Here is a 14,395-nt window from a genome sequence, read left to right on the forward strand (position 1 = left end):
CGACAGCCACGATCAGCTCCGCGGCCATATCGCGGACTTCCTGGACGCTTACAACTTCGCCCGTCGTCTCAAGACTCTCAGCGGGCTCACACCCTACGAATACATCTGCAAAATCTGGACTTCAGAGCCAGACCGCTTCATCGTCGATCCGATCCACCAGATGACGGGACTAAACACCTAAGGAACATCTGAAAAACCTCGGCATGGCGGCGTGATCTGGTAGGTTCGGATCGAACGACAAAGGAACCCGCCGATGCCCAAACAGATGACATTTGCCGCCCTCGCCCGCACCACCAAGAAGAAGGTGACGCGGCGGGAGAAGTTCCTGATCGAGATGGATGCTGTGTGCCCTGGTCGCTGCTTTTGGCATTGATCGAACCGCATTACCCGATGGTGGGCAGCAAGGGTGTGCGACCGGCTATGCCTTTGGGCCGATCGGTTCCGGTCCAATCTCGCCCAAACCAGCGGAGCGTTCCTGCATCCAAGTCGCGTCCCAGTTCGCAGCAGCGACCAAAAGGAGTGTGCCTGCCCACACGGTCAATTTTGATGGAATGGAATTCCCCCGGTTTTGTGGAAACTTTTCATTAGATGAAGGAGAGTGTTTTACATGCCGAGAACAAGGAACCCGTACCCGACGGAATTCAGGGATCAGACACCGAAGAGATCTGCATCCGCATCGCTCTCCTCAACCGCTTCAACGCCCAAGGCACCGCCGAAATCGTCCGTTTGGACTGAGATCAACAGGATAAGGGAAAGGGAAAGTCATGCCTCAAGCCGGGTTCTGCAATAACGCAGATACTATCCCTCAGGCTCCATGCTGCACTCGCCCACCGGTCGGGCGACCGAATGGCGCGCGCGCCCTGCGCGCTTGGATGCGTAAAGCGCGCTGTCGGCATCCGAGACCAGCCGCTCTGCATCCAGCGTGTCATAGTAGCTGGACATAGTGATGCCGATGCTGGCCGATATCCTGCATTCCTGTCCCTGCCAGTCGATAGGTAATTCCAGCCGCTGAATAATCCGGCCAGCAATCTGCTGCAGCAAACCGACGTCGGCGCAATTCTCGAACAGCAGCATGAACTCGTCCCCCCCGACACGGGCCACCATGTCGCCGCTCCGAACCTCTTGGCGAAGGATCCGGGCAACCTCCTCCAGCACGCGGTCGCCTGCGGCATGGCCCATCGTGTCGTTGACCGATTTGAAGTAATCCAGGTCTATATTCATCAGACCGAAGGCAGGCCCCGCATCAACGGTCAGACGGCCCAGATGGTCGTCCATTGCGCGGCGATTGCGAAGGCCCGTCAGCTTGTCCGTGACGGCCGCTTCCTCCGCCGCCGTGCGGGCCTGATCCAATCGTTCGCTCAACCGCTCGAATTCTGACAGCACCATTGCATGCGCTTCGATAAGATAAAGAAAATCGACCATCGGATCGGTTGCCGTGAAATCGCGCGACGTCAGCCTGTGCCGCTTGAGCGCGACACCTGGATCGGCCCCCAGCGCCAGGTTGATAAGCCCGCGCCGATCCGAGAGCGGCACGACAGTGCCGCGCAGAGTCGACAGCCCCTCGCCCGGTGGAATGTTCGCCTCGTGCCGAAGTTCCACCCGAAGCTTGCGACCGGAATATCGAAGCACGTCTGCGCAGCTTCCTGACAATTGCGGGTGAACGAAATTCATCACCCCCGCCAAGCCTTTGCCAACGGCACCGGGTGCTATCTTCTCGAACGTCGGCCCGACATGGGTGACAGTACCGCATGCTTCGAACAGAAGCGCCATAGGCAAGGCATGGTCCAGCGTGGACGTTTCGACCGAAATCACGCTCATCGGACACCCCCGAGGGTGAATTCGCGCGGCTCATGAAAGGTGTTCTCGATCACGCGCACGGAAATCGTCTCGATCACGGTGTCACCGTCCTGCGACAGCCCGCCACGCTCAATGATCGCCAGGGTGCCGTAATCGTCGGCCATCGCCCGCAGCATGCCGGTCAAAACCGCCGCCGCCCCAGGCACCATCCATTGCGACGTCACGACGAATTCATCCGATGCCGTAAGTTCGACCCGAAACTGCGGCAGATGCAGGTTTGGAAGCGCAATGCGTGCCCGGTCTTCGATCTCCTCGAGCGAGAAGAGAAGATCAACGAAACTGGTTCCCGAAAACCGGATCAGCCGTCGGACAGGTTCCAACGGCGGATGGGTGCAGATCCAATGCCCGATATCCTCGAGCAGCGGAGACTGACGACGGTCCAATACACCGCCGGTGGCGGCGACCAGATCCATCAGGACGGCATCGTCGTAGATGCGCAACGCTTCGAACCTCTCGAACGGAAGCCTGGCCGCGCGACGAATGCGTTCCCATTGCAGATCCCCGTGCTGATCGCGCACGAATCCTTCCAGCGATTTGCAGATCAGACCCAGCATTCACGTCTCCGGACACCACCGGGCCGTTCAAACAGACAAATCTGAAGATGCGGTTAAGCTGTGCGCCAGGTTGCGAAATCAGGCGGCCGGCACTCCGATACCGCGTGTGGCCAGCCATGCGGGCAATCCGGTGATGTCCGGCAGAACGGCCTCCGCCAATGGTGACAGATCCGCGTGGCCCAGCGTACCGGTCAGCACCGCCACCGGCACCAGCCCTGCCCCCTTCGCGGCGGCCATGTCGGTCCGGCCATCCCCGACCAAGGCCACCGAGCTGCGCGGCAGCTCCAGCGCATCCGCAAAATCCGCCGCGCCGCGGGGATCGGGCTTGGCGCCGAAGCCGCTGTCGCAGCCGATCACCCGATGCAGAAGATGTCCGATCCCCATGCCGATCAGATGACGATGGGCCTCGGCTTCGTCCGCGTTTGTCAGGATGCCGATCGGCAGGCCGGCGGCGTGCAGCCGCGCCAGAACCTGTGGCACGCCGGGGACCATGACTTGCCGGACAACGTGCGACCTCGGTGCGAGCCAGCGCGACAGCCGCGCCGTCGGCCAGCCGATCACGGATGCGACGCCTGCGGTAACGACATGACCGGGGGCCGTCACGAACAGGCCGTCCGCCGGTATACGCCCGGTCGCCAGATCGAACCCGAAAGCCTTTGCGACGGTATCGGCCTCGGCCCCGCTCTCGTGCGCAAGGGCGTGTATCATGGTCGGCATCCACGCCTCCCACGTGGCGCGGAAGTCGGTCAGTGTGCCATCCTTATCGAGGAGAATCGCGCGAATCATGGAGCGGACATAGACGGCACCGGCATTCGGGGTCCAGCCGGATCAGTCCAGTTTGACCGCGCCGATGATCGGCCCCGGTCGCCCATCGACTTGCGCCTGCGCCAGAACCGCGCGATGCAGACCATTGCCCAGTTGTGGAACGTCGATCGCACCGGGCGCACCGTCCCAATCGCCCAGCACATCCCAGGAATGAACGACGTTGTAATAGGTAATGACCTTACCTGCATTTTCGCCATACAGCACTTTAACGGTCGCTTCGGACTGGTATCCGACAAGGATCAGCTGACCGCCGGTCGCATGTTCCGAAAGCGTGACCCGCCGACCCTCGCTGCCGGGTTCAATGCCCAGCACGTCCGTCGCAGAGGAAATGGCGACATTCTTCTGGACAAGGTCCCAGAGCTGCATTCCAGACGGCCCGGCCAAACGATCCGTTCCATTGACGATGAACTGGGGCGTATAGCGAACGCTGGAATTCTCCGCCTCGCTATACTGCAGCTGGCGTTCGCTGAACGCCGGGTTGCCGAAAGTATCCTTCCAGCCGATCCAGTCCCAGTAATCGACGTGCAGAGACAGGGCGAGAACATCCTCGCGTTGTGTCAGTTGTCCCAGCATCTCGTCAGCGGGGGGGCAGGCCGAGCAGCCTTGCGAGGTATAAAGCTCGACCACCGTCGGATCGGCCAGCGCGGCAGGGACGGCGGCAAGGCAGGATACGGCAAGGATCGGAGCAAAGGCAGCGCGCATCGGGAACCGTGGTCAGGAAAAGATGAGTGGTAAACGGATCGTAGACTCTTCATTAGCCTTTGAATACCGCCGCCGCCAATCACCCCTTGGTTACATCATCCCGCGGGCAAGACCCGGCGCGGACGGCCATGCCTGAAAAGGACGGCACCCGGAAAAGACACCGTCCCTTGATTTCGTCCCTTGATTTCGTCGCCTGATGCTGCCCCCGAAGGGCCGCGGCAATCAGGCCGCGACGAGGCTGCGCAGCACGTAATGCAGCACGCCGCCGTTCTTGATGTAGTCGATCTCGACTTCCGTATCGATCCGGCACTTCAACGTGACCGATTTCTCGGTGCCGTCGGCCATGATGATCGTCGCCGGAACCTCCTGCAACGGTTTTACGTCTGCCAGACCCAGGATGTTCACCGTCTCCTCGCCGGTCAGGCCCAGCGACGTGCGGGTGTCGCCGCCGGTGAATTCGAACGGTATGACCCCCATGCCGACAAGGTTGCTGCGGTGGATGCGCTCGAAGTTCTCGGCAATGACCGCCTTCACACCCAGCAATGCCGTGCCCTTGGCCGCCCAGTCGCGCGACGATCCGGCACCATATTGTTCGCCCCCGAAGACGACCAGCGGCACGCCCTTCTCCTGCCATGCCATCGCGGCATCGTAGATCGAGGTCTGCTGACCGTCCGGACCTTTGGTATAGCCGCCTTCGACCCCCGACAGCATCTCGTTCCTGATGCGGATGTTGGCGAAAGTGCCGCGCATCATGATCTCGTGGTTGCCACGGCGCGACCCGTAGGAATTGAACTCCCGCACCGGAACCTGCCGCTCGATCAGGTATTTTCCCGCGGGCGAGGTTTCCTTGAACGATCCGGCCGGAGAGATGTGGTCGGTCGTAATCATGTCGCCCAGCACGGCGAGGACGCGCGCGCCCGCGATATCCTCGATCTGACCGGGCTTCGGGTCCATGTTCTGAAAATACGGCGGATTCTGCACGTAGGTCGATGTGGCAGGCCAGTCATAGGTTTCCTGTTCGGGCACCTCGACGCTCTGCCATTTCTCGTCGCCCTTGAAGACATCGGCGTATTTGTCGAGGAATGCCTCGCGCGTCACGGTCTTTTCGACCAAATCCGCGATTTCCTTCGCGCTCGGCCAGATATCCTTCAGATAGACGTCCTGCCCATCCTTGCCCTTGCCCAGGCTGGCGGTCGAGATATCCACGTTCATGTCGCCGACCAGCGCATAGGCCACCACAAGCGGCGGCGACGCCAGATAGTTGGCACGCACGTCCGGACTGATCCGGCCTTCGAAGTTGCGGTTGCCCGACAGGACGGAAGTCGCGATCAGGTCGCAATCGTTGATCGTCTTGCTGATCTCCGGTGCCAGCGGACCGGAGTTGCCGATACACGTGGTGCAGCCATAGCCCACCAGATTGAACCCGATGGCGTCCAGATCCTCCTGAAGACCGGCGGCCTCCAGATAATGCGAGACGACCTGGCTGCCCGGCGCCAGAGATGTCTTGACCCAGGGCTTCCGGTTCAGACCCAGTTCCCGCGCCTTGCGGGCGACCAGACCGGCCCCGATCATGACGTAAGGATTAGATGTATTCGTGCATGATGTGATCGAGGCGATCACGATGGACCCGTCATGCAACTGCATCCGGTCCGCTTCACTGCCATTTACATGACCGCGCGCGTGATGCCCTTCATCGCCCGGAATATCGACCGGCTCAGGCGCACCGCCCTCGCCTTCCCAGCGCACTTCGGCTCGCGGCGATGCATCCTCGCCGGACCGGATACCCTTGACGTATTTGCCGAATGCCGACGCGGCTTCGGTCAATGCGATGAAATCCTGCGGTCGCTTCGGTCCGGAAATGGCAGGCACGATCGTCCCCATGTCCAGCGTCAGGGTGTCGGTATAGACCGGCGCATAATCGTCCCCCCGCCAGAACCCGTTCTCCCTGGCATAGGCTTCGACCAGCGCGATGCGGTCCTTGTCGCGGCCGGTGTTCTCCAGATAGCGCAGCGTCTCGCCGTCAATCGGGAAGAAGCCGCAGGTCGCGCCGTATTCCGGCGCCATGTTGGCAATCGTCGCCCGGTCCGCCAGCGGCAGGTGATCCAGCCCCGCGCCATAGAACTCGACGAACTTGGACACGACACCCTTTTCGCGCAGCATTTCCACGACCTTCAGCACCAGATCGGTGCCGGTCGTGCCCTCGACCATCTGGCCGGTCAGCTCAAAACCGACAACCTCGGGGATCAGCATTGAAATCGGCTGCCCCAGCATCGCGGCTTCGGCCTCGATTCCGCCGACGCCCCAGCCCAGAACCGCGGCACCGTTCACCATCGTCGTGTGGCTGTCCGTGCCGACCAGCGTATCCGGGTAGGCCACCAGTTCGCCGTTCTGATCCTTGTCGGTCCAGACCGTCTGCGACAGATACTCCAGGTTCACCTGGTGGCAGATGCCCGTGCCCGGCGGCACCACGCGGAAGTTGTCGAACGCGGTCTGGCCCCACTTCAGAAACTGATACCGCTCCATGTTGCGCTCATATTCGCGGTCCACGTTCAACTGGAAGGCGCGCGGGTTGCCGAACTCGTCGATCATGACCGAGTGGTCGATCACGAGGTCCACGGGGTTCAGCGGGTTGATCTTCTGCGCGTCACCGCCCAGCGCCTTGATCCCGTCGCGCATGGCGGCAAGGTCCACGACCGCCGGAACACCGGTAAAATCCTGCATCAGGACGCGGGCCGGACGATAAGCGATTTCCCGCGGGTTCTTGCCGCCCTTGGTGGCCCACTCGGCAAAAGCCTTGATGTCGTCGGTCCTGACCGTGCGGCCGCCGTCCTCGAACCGCAGCATGTTCTCCAGCACGACCTTCAACGCGGCCGGCAGCCTGGAGAAGTCACCCAGCCCCGCATCTGTCGCCGCGGCAATGGAATAATAGCTGACGCTCTGCGCGCCGACCGACAGCGTGCGCCGTGTCTTGGCGGTATCGGTTCCGACTTGGACAGTCATGAAAGGCCTCCGGGAAGTGTTACGGGATTTGCCCGCGTCATGCCCGAAAGGGGGACGAAGTTCAAGGGTATACCGTGGTATGCAATGTCGCCCGACCCTGCCATGATGCCAAGGTCGCCCTGCGCCTTGTCGCACCCGGCCAGATCGGTCCGACGTTTAGGTCAGCCCTTCCGGCATCACGGTTCGATCTTCCGTCCGACGGATCGTCGCGGTTATAGCGGAAGAGGAACAGCGCGGCCTTCGGGTCGATCACCCGATGATCCAGGTTGCCTGCATATCGCCCGAAAGGAAAGTCCGTGCCGCTCTCATCCTCCGATTACGTCGTCCTGCTGGGCACCAAGGGCGGCCCCGCGATCCGCCCCGGATCGACCATGCCGACGTCCAGCCTGCTATGCCTCGACGGGCAACTGGCGGTCATAGACTGCGGTCTGGGGGTCACACGTGCACTTTGCGACCAGAACATCGCCCTGCCGTCACTTTCGGCGATCTTCATCACCCATCTTCATTCCGATCATTATCTGGAACTGGGACCGCTTCTGCACACTGCGTGGACGGCAGGGCTGTCTGCGCCGGTGAATATCTGGGGGCCAAAGGGACTGGACCTTTACTGGAGCGGTTTCCTGACATCCATGCAGGCCGATATTGATCTGCGCATCGCCGACGAAGGACGCCCCGATCTGCGCGACCTGATCCGCGTCAACGCCATCGACGCCGGTGACGTGACAATGCTCGGACCGACCGCCGTCACCGCCATGCAGGTCGATCATCCGCCCCTCATCGACTGTTTCGCCCTGTCCTTCCGCGGCAGCAGACACCATGTCGTCTTCTCGGGCGACACCGCATATCACCCCGGGCTGGCCGATTTCGCACGCGGTGCCGACCTTCTGGTGCACGAAGCCATGCTCATGCCTGCGCTCGCGGCACTCGTGGCACGCGTCGGCAACGGCGATGACCGGTTGATGCGACACCTGCGGCGATCACACACCACCGCAGACGACGCCGCGCGGATCGCGCAAGCAGCAGACGTCGGCGCGCTGGCACTCCATCATCTGATCCCGTCTGACGATCCCGAATACGGATCCGCCGACTGGGCCGCAGCCACAGCCCCTATCTGGTCCGGGCCACTGCACATCGGGACGGACGGACTTCGGATAGACCTCTGACGCCTCTTTCCCCGCGCCCGAACGCCCCCTAAACCTGCTCCATGACATTTACCGTCACCGACCTGTCCTGCCGCCGGGGCGAAATCACCGTTCTGCGGGACGTGACGTTTTCCGTCGCGGCGGGTGAAGCGCTGGTGCTGCGCGGCCCCAACGGCGCCGGCAAAACGACGCTGCTGCGCACCCTCGCCGGATTGACACCCCCGGTCAGGGGCGCTGTCGATGCGGACGTCTGCGCCTATGCCGCCCATGCCGACGGGCTGAAATCACAACTGACCGTGGCCGAGAACCTTATCTTCTGGGCGCGTGTCTTCGGACGCCGCGATATCGCGCCCGCCGTTCATGCCTTTGACCTGCGCGCCCTGCTCGACCGCCGTGCCGCCGACCTGTCCGCCGGGCAGAAGCGCCGTGTCGCCCTTGCCCGCCTGCCGCTGACCGCCCGTCCGGTCTGGCTGATGGACGAGCCGACGGTATCGCTGGATGCCGCCAATGTCGCGTTGTTCGGTCGCGCGGTCGCCGTGCATCTGCAAACCGGAGGTTGTGCCATCCTCGCCACCCACATCGACCTTGGCCTGCCGGACACCCGCACCCTCGACGTGACACGCTTCACCGCGACGCAGACCGACGACACGACCGACCCTTTCGCCGAGGCGTTGGAATGACGGCGCTCCTGCTTCGCGACCTGCGGCTGGCGATCCGGGCGGGGGGCGGCTTCGGTCTGGGGCTGGCGTTTTTCCTGATCCTCGCCACACTGGTGCCCCTCGCCGTCGGGCCACAGCCCACCCTGCTCGGGCCGATCGCACCCGGCATCCTGTGGCTCGGTGCGCTGCTGGCCTGCCTGCTCTCACTGGACCGCATTTTCGCGCTGGACCTCGAGGACGGCTCCCTCGACCTGATCGCCACCGCGCCCTTGCCGCTGGAAGGCGTGGCGACCATCAAGGCCCTGACCCACTGGCTGACAACCGGCCTGCCCCTGACAATCATCGCCCCCGCCCTGGGTCTGCTGCTGTTCCTGCCCTCCTCCGCGACCCTCTGGCTGGTGATTGCGCTGCTGATCGGAACCCCGGCCCTGTCATGGCTGGGCACTTTCGGCGCGGCGCTGACAGTGGGCCTGAAACGCGGCTCGCTGCTTCTGTCGCTCCTTGTGCTGCCGCTCTACATTCCCACACTCGTCTTCGGGGCCGAAGTCGTGCGCCGCGGAGCCGAAGGCCTGCCCACCGCCACCCCCCTCGCCCTGCTGGGCGGCATCACGCTGGGCTGTATCGCGCTTCTGCCCTTTGCCACCGCCGCCGCGCTTCGCGTCAACCTGCGATAACGCGACGGCCAACCGGTGCGCCCCGCCGCCGCCCGGCGCGAAATGGACAGAGGCGGCCTGCGGAGGGTATCGTCCTTACATCCCGCGCAGCGGTATGCCCCAAAAAGGAAGCAAGGAAGACCATCCGATGTCCTTCCAACTCTCCGGCTCCGGTCCCGATATCTACGAAAGAACCCTTGTGCCCCTCTGGTTCGGACGCTGGGCCGAGGCGCTGCTGGCTCAGGTCTCGCTGGCACCCGGAGAGCGTGTTCTGGACGTGGCCTGCGGAACGGGCATCACCACGCGACTGGCAAAACGGGCTGTCGGCGATGACGGACATGTGACCGGGTTGGACAACAACGCCGGTATGCTGGCGATGGCGCGCACCCTTGCCGCCGAACTGGACATCACCTGGGTCGAACGCGATGCGGTGGACACCGGGCTGCCGTCAGACAGTATCGATGCCATCATATCCCAGCACGGATACCATTATTTCCCGGATCAGGCCGCAGCATTGGCGGAGTTTCACCGCATCCTTGTCCCGGGCGGCCGCATTGCTGTGTCCATCTGGGACGGACACAGCGTATATACCAAGGCACTGTGCGCGGCCCTCGAAATGCACATCTCTCCGCGGATCGCCCGAAAGCAACGCGCCCAGAGACAAACCCCGTCGGCCCGGACGCTGGAGGACAGCCTGTCAGCAGCCGGGTTCCACGATGTTTGCGTGGTGCGGCAGGAATTGTCGATCAACGTCCCGCTGGCCGCGGACTTCGTTCCGCTTCATCTGGCTTCCATGCCAATAGCGGCCGCCTTCCATGACCTTGCAGACCAGAACAGGACCGCCTTGATCGCCGATGTGTCCCGCGCGCTCCGCGACTACGTTGTGGGCGACCGGATGATTTATCCCGATGCGGTGAACGTCCTGACCGGGTTGAAACGGCATCCGATGACATCTCAGGGCGATGGCACTTTGCCGTCACAGGTATAGGTGATCGCGACGGGGCGCGCGCCCTGCGCCAGTGCCTGACCCGAATATCGTCGGTGCAGGACAGACGCCCCCGGCAGGGCCTGTTGCACGCATCCCCTGCCGCAACCGGAAAACCGGGCCTTCACCCTTGCGCGAGGTCGCTTGCGACCCCCGGCTACGCCCCATAGAACGCGCGTAATGTCGATATGGGAATACGCCAATCCGCGCCGCTTCATGGCGTTGTCCGCCAGGGTTCAGCCATGGATCTGGGGCGTGGCGATCGTGTTGTCGGGCAGCGGCCTGATCTGGGGGTTCTTCTTCACGCCCGAAGACTTCCGCATGGGCTATTCGGTCAAGATAATCTACCTCCACGTTCCCTCCGCCTTCCTTGCCATCAATGCGTGGTTCATGATGCTGGTCGCCTCGCTGATCTGGCTGATCCGCCGCCACCACGTCTCCGCACTGGCCGCCCGCGCCGCTGCACCCATCGGTCTCGTGATGACCGCCGTGGCGCTTCTGACCGGCGCGATCTGGGGCAAGCCGATGTGGGGGACATACTGGGAATGGGACCCACGCCTGACGTCTTTCCTGATCCTAGGACTGTTCTATCTTGGCTATATCGCACTCTGGTCGGCCATCGAAAACCAGGATGCCGCCGCCGACCTCACGTCGATCCTCTGCCTTGTCGGCACGGTCTTCGCAGTGCTGTCGCGCTACGCCGCGCAGTTCTGGAACCAGGGCCTGCATCAGGGCGCATCGCTGTCGCTGGATGCACAGGAGAATATCTCCGACGTCTTCTGGCTGCCGCTGGTCGTAACGATCGCCGGGTTCGTGGCCCTGTTTCTCGCGCTGGTCCTGATGCGCACCCGAACGGAGCTGCGCCGGCGCCGTCTGCATTCCCTTGCCGCAAAAGCCCGTCTCGCATGAAGGATCGCCCATGATCGACCTTGGCAAATACAGCTTCGATATCCTGCTGGCCTATGGCCTGTCGGGCATCCTGATCGCGGGCCTGATCTTGCAGTCCGTCGTCGCCTCTCGCCGTACCGCGCGCCGCCTGAAGGAGATCGAACAATGAAGATCCTCGCCCTCATCCCCCTCGCGATTTTCGCGGCGCTCGGCGGATTCTTCGCGTCCGGTCTGTTCCGCGACAACCCCAGTGCCCTGCCGTCGACCTTCATCGGCAGGCCCGCCCCGGCACTGGAATTGACCGCTCTGCCCGGAAAACCGGCGCTGACCTCCGCTGTCCTGACGGACGGAGAGGTCAAGCTGATCAACTTCTGGGCCAGCTGGTGCGTCCCCTGCCGGGTCGAACATCCCCAGATCCAGGCCCTGTCGGAGATCGTTCCGGTCTATGGCATCAACTACAAGGACCAACGCGATGCCTCGCCCGACGCGGCGCTGGGCTTCCTCGAGGAACTGGGCGACCCCTATGCGGCCATCGGGGCCGACGATACCGGCCGCATCGGTATCGAATGGGGGCTGTATGGCGTGCCCGAAACCTTCATCGTGGACGGCGCGGGTATCGTCCGCCTGCGCTATGCCGGGCCGATCACGGCGTCGGTCATGCAAGATCAGATCCTGCCCGCCATCGAGGCCGCGCGCACGCCCTGACGGCACCACAGACAGGCGATACCGCTGGTCTGCACTGTCGGGATGCGCGGCCTGCGCTCTGCCAGGTCTCTTCCCTGCGCCAGACAGGTCACGGGCGTGCAGCTTTCTTCTGCTAGTGGCCCGCTCGGCCTCTCCGTCGCCTTCACCGCAATCCGGTCCATCGGCATCCCGACCTTTACTTCAGCAAAGCGGCCGACATTGGCCAGGCTCCGGTGTCGGTTGCATGGGGCAAAGATGACGCGGCGCGCACGCGGCAATGCGGCTGGAACTTCGCTTTGCAGCCCGGAACCGACTTGGGATTGGGCACCTTCGCGCCAACGGATCCACACATGTGTCCATACCGGACCGATGCATCACACTTACCGCACACACCCTTTCCCCACCCCCGCATCTCGCCTATTCTGTCCGTGAGCACACAAGATAGAGCAGCCAATGCCCGAAGACCTTCTCAACAGCGCCGCCTCCAAGGATACCTACGACGCCTCCTCCATCGAGGTGCTGGAGGATATGGAGCATGTGCGCCTGCGCCCCGGCATGTATATCGGCGGCAAGGACGAACGGTCGCTGCACCACATGGTCGCCGAAATCGTCGACAACTCGATGGACGAAGCCGTCGCGGGCCACGCCACCTGGATCGAGATCGAGCTGCACGACAACGGCCACGTCTCCGTGCGCGACAACGGACGCGGCATTCCGACCGATCCGCACCCCAAGGACCCGTCGAAATCCGCGCTCGAAATCATCTTCTGCACCCTGAACGCGGGCGGCAAGTTCTCGGGCGACAGCTACCAGACCTCGGGCGGTCTGCACGGCGTCGGCTCGTCCGTCGTCAACGCCCTGTCCGACCACCTGCGCGTCGAAGTCGCCCGCAACCGCGAACTCTACGCCATGGAATTCTCCAAAGGTGTGCCGCAGGCCCCGCTGGCCAAGGTCGGCGCGGCCCCGAACCGACGCGGCACCGCCGTCACCTTCCACCCGGACCCCGAAATCTTCGGCGCCCTGACCTTCAAACCGTCCCGCCTGTTCCGCATGGCACGCTCCAAGGCCTACCTGTTCTCGGGCGTCGAAATCCGCTGGAAATCCGGCATCGACGACGGCGAAACCCCGACCGAGGCGACATTTCACTTCCCCGGCGGCCTGTCCGATTACCTGCGCGAAACCCTCGGCACCGCCAGCACCTATGCCGACGCCCCCTTCGCCGACACCGTGTCGTTTGAAAAGTTCGGCGTGCCGGGCAAGGTCGAATGGGCGATCAACTGGACCCCCTCGCGCGACGGCTTTATCCAGTCCTACTGCAATACCGTCCCCACCCCCGAAGGCGGCACGCACGAGGCCGGGTTCTGGGCCGCGATCCTCAAGGGCATCAAGGCCTACGGCGAACACGCCAACAACAAGAAGGCCGCGCAAATCACCCGCGACGACCTGACCACCGGGGCGGGCGCGCTGGTATCCTGCTTCATCCGCGACCCGGAATTCGTCGGCCAGACCAAGGACCGCCTCGCCACCGTCGACGCCCAGCGGATGGTCGAAAACTCCGTCCGCGACCGCTTCGACAACTGGCTGGCGGGCGACACGAAATCCGCGGGTGCGATCCTCGACTTCCTCGTCCTGCGCGCCGAGGAACGCCTGCGCCGCCGCGCCGAAAAGGAAACGGCCCGGAAATCCGCGACGAAAAAACTCCGCCTGCCCGGCAAACTCGTCGACTGCTCGCAGAACGCCCGCGACGGCACCGAATTGTTCATCGTCGAGGGCGACAGCGCGGGCGGCTCCGCCAAGATGGCCCGCAACCGCAAGACGCAGGCCCTCCTGCCCCTGCGCGGCAAGATCCTGAACGTGCTGGGCGCGGCCTCCGGCAAACTGACGTCGAACGCGGAAATCAGCGACCTGTCACAGGCCCTCGGCGTTTCGCTCGGCACCCGGTTCAACATCGATGACCTGCGCTACGACAAGGTCATCATCATGACCGACGCCGACGTCGACGGCGCGCATATCGCGGCGCTCCTGATGACGTTCTTCTTCACCCAGATGCGCCCGATGATCGACGCGGGCCACCTCTACCTCGCCTGCCCGCCCCTGTTCCGCCTGACGCAGGGCGCGAAACGTGTCTATTGCATCGACGAGGCGGAACGCGACGCCGCGCTGGCCCGCGGCCTCGGCGGCAAGGGCAAGATCGACGTCTCCCGTTTCAAGGGACTGGGCGAGATGGACGCCAAGGACCTGAAAGAGACCACCATGGACCCGGCCTCCCGCAAGCTGATCCGCATCACGATCAACGAAGAGACGCCGGGCGACACCGGCGATCTGGTCGAGCGGCTGATGGGGAAGAAGCCGGAGATGCGGTTTCAGTATATTAGTGAGAACGCGCAGTTCGCGGGGGAGTTGGATGTTTGACAACTCTAGTTTCTGGGATAGTGTTCACTAACCG

General features: G+C 63.4%; 14 protein-coding genes and 2 pseudogenes. 11 read left to right on the plus strand and 5 right to left on the minus strand.

Annotated features, from left to right (window positions below; genetic code table 11):
- The 3 genes and pseudogenes from AC13C2_RS04335 to AC13C2_RS04345 form a co-directional block, all read left to right on the plus strand.
- A pseudogene (locus AC13C2_RS04335) lies at window positions 1-181 on the plus strand (IS481 family transposase); the annotation flags it as partial.
- A gap of 72 nt (window positions 182-253) precedes the next feature.
- Window positions 254-429 (plus strand): annotated as a pseudogene (locus tag AC13C2_RS04340) (IS5 family transposase); the annotation flags it as partial.
- Window positions 430-588: 159 nt separating this feature from the next.
- Entirely contained in the window at window positions 589-735 is a 147-nt protein-coding gene (locus AC13C2_RS04345) for a hypothetical protein (protein WP_482886049.1), read from the plus strand.
- Between the two features lie 63 nt (window positions 736-798).
- On the opposite strand, the gene AC13C2_RS04350 is transcribed toward AC13C2_RS04345, so the two are convergent.
- The 5 genes from AC13C2_RS04350 to acnA form a co-directional block, all read right to left on the minus strand.
- Window positions 799-1,818, minus strand: a complete 1,020-nt coding sequence (locus AC13C2_RS04350) for a GGDEF domain-containing protein (protein WP_092762656.1) — start codon at window positions 1,816-1,818, stop codon at window positions 799-801.
- Window positions 1,815-2,411 carry a heme NO-binding domain-containing protein gene (locus AC13C2_RS04355; RefSeq protein ID WP_092762654.1) on the minus strand — a complete coding sequence of 199 codons (597 nt, stop codon included), beginning with the start codon at window positions 2,409-2,411 and terminating at the stop codon, window positions 1,815-1,817. Before AC13C2_RS04355 ends, AC13C2_RS04350 begins: the two co-directional genes overlap by 4 nt.
- A gap of 78 nt (window positions 2,412-2,489) precedes the next feature.
- The gene (locus AC13C2_RS04360; RefSeq protein ID WP_482886050.1) at window positions 2,490-3,197 is read right to left on the minus strand and encodes an HAD family hydrolase; all 708 of its coding nucleotides are present in this window, start codon (window positions 3,195-3,197) and stop codon (window positions 2,490-2,492) included.
- Window positions 3,198-3,239: 42 nt separating this feature from the next.
- Entirely contained in the window at window positions 3,240-3,938 is a 699-nt protein-coding gene (locus AC13C2_RS04365; protein ID WP_339642932.1) for a DUF1223 domain-containing protein, read from the minus strand.
- A gap of 222 nt (window positions 3,939-4,160) precedes the next feature.
- Window positions 4,161-6,938, minus strand: a complete 2,778-nt coding sequence (gene acnA / locus AC13C2_RS04370) for an aconitate hydratase AcnA (RefSeq protein WP_482886051.1) — start codon at window positions 6,936-6,938, stop codon at window positions 4,161-4,163.
- Window positions 6,939-7,234: 296 nt separating this feature from the next.
- On the opposite strand from acnA, the gene AC13C2_RS04375 reads away from it, so the two are divergent.
- The 8 genes from AC13C2_RS04375 to AC13C2_RS04410 all read left to right on the plus strand — a co-directional run bounded on the left by AC13C2_RS04375 (window position 7,235) and on the right by AC13C2_RS04410 (window position 14,361).
- Window positions 7,235-8,101 carry an MBL fold metallo-hydrolase gene (locus AC13C2_RS04375; RefSeq protein WP_424337550.1) on the plus strand — a complete coding sequence of 289 codons (867 nt, stop codon included), beginning with the start codon at window positions 7,235-7,237 and terminating at the stop codon, window positions 8,099-8,101.
- Between the two features lie 41 nt (window positions 8,102-8,142).
- Window positions 8,143-8,760: a heme ABC exporter ATP-binding protein CcmA gene (gene ccmA / locus AC13C2_RS04380; protein WP_482886052.1), complete on the plus strand. Its 618-nt coding sequence runs from the start codon at window positions 8,143-8,145 to the stop codon at window positions 8,758-8,760.
- Complete coding sequence (gene ccmB / locus AC13C2_RS04385) at window positions 8,757-9,413, plus strand: heme exporter protein CcmB (protein WP_092762645.1); 657 nt, start codon at window positions 8,757-8,759, stop codon at window positions 9,411-9,413. The genes ccmA and ccmB overlap by 4 nt, the downstream gene beginning before the upstream one ends.
- A gap of 127 nt (window positions 9,414-9,540) precedes the next feature.
- On the plus strand, window positions 9,541-10,380 hold the full coding sequence (locus AC13C2_RS04390; protein ID WP_482886053.1) for a class I SAM-dependent methyltransferase: 840 nt from the start codon (window positions 9,541-9,543) through the stop codon (window positions 10,378-10,380).
- Between the two features lie 177 nt (window positions 10,381-10,557).
- Complete coding sequence (ccmC, locus tag AC13C2_RS04395) at window positions 10,558-11,286, plus strand: heme ABC transporter permease CcmC (RefSeq protein WP_482886054.1); 729 nt, start codon at window positions 10,558-10,560, stop codon at window positions 11,284-11,286.
- A gap of 10 nt (window positions 11,287-11,296) precedes the next feature.
- Window positions 11,297-11,434 (plus strand): heme exporter protein CcmD, encoded by a 138-nt coding sequence (gene ccmD / locus AC13C2_RS04400; RefSeq protein WP_092762639.1) that lies wholly within the window; start codon window positions 11,297-11,299, stop codon window positions 11,432-11,434.
- Window positions 11,431-11,970 (plus strand): DsbE family thiol:disulfide interchange protein, encoded by a 540-nt coding sequence (locus tag AC13C2_RS04405; RefSeq protein WP_092762637.1) that lies wholly within the window; start codon window positions 11,431-11,433, stop codon window positions 11,968-11,970. The genes ccmD and AC13C2_RS04405 overlap by 4 nt, the downstream gene beginning before the upstream one ends.
- 432 nt (window positions 11,971-12,402) lie before the next feature.
- Window positions 12,403-14,361, plus strand: a complete 1,959-nt coding sequence (locus AC13C2_RS04410) for a DNA gyrase/topoisomerase IV subunit B (RefSeq protein WP_482886055.1) — start codon at window positions 12,403-12,405, stop codon at window positions 14,359-14,361.
- The last annotated feature ends 34 nt before the right edge of the window (window positions 14,362-14,395 follow it).

This window comes from Jannaschia sp. L-14R (assembly GCF_056857695.1).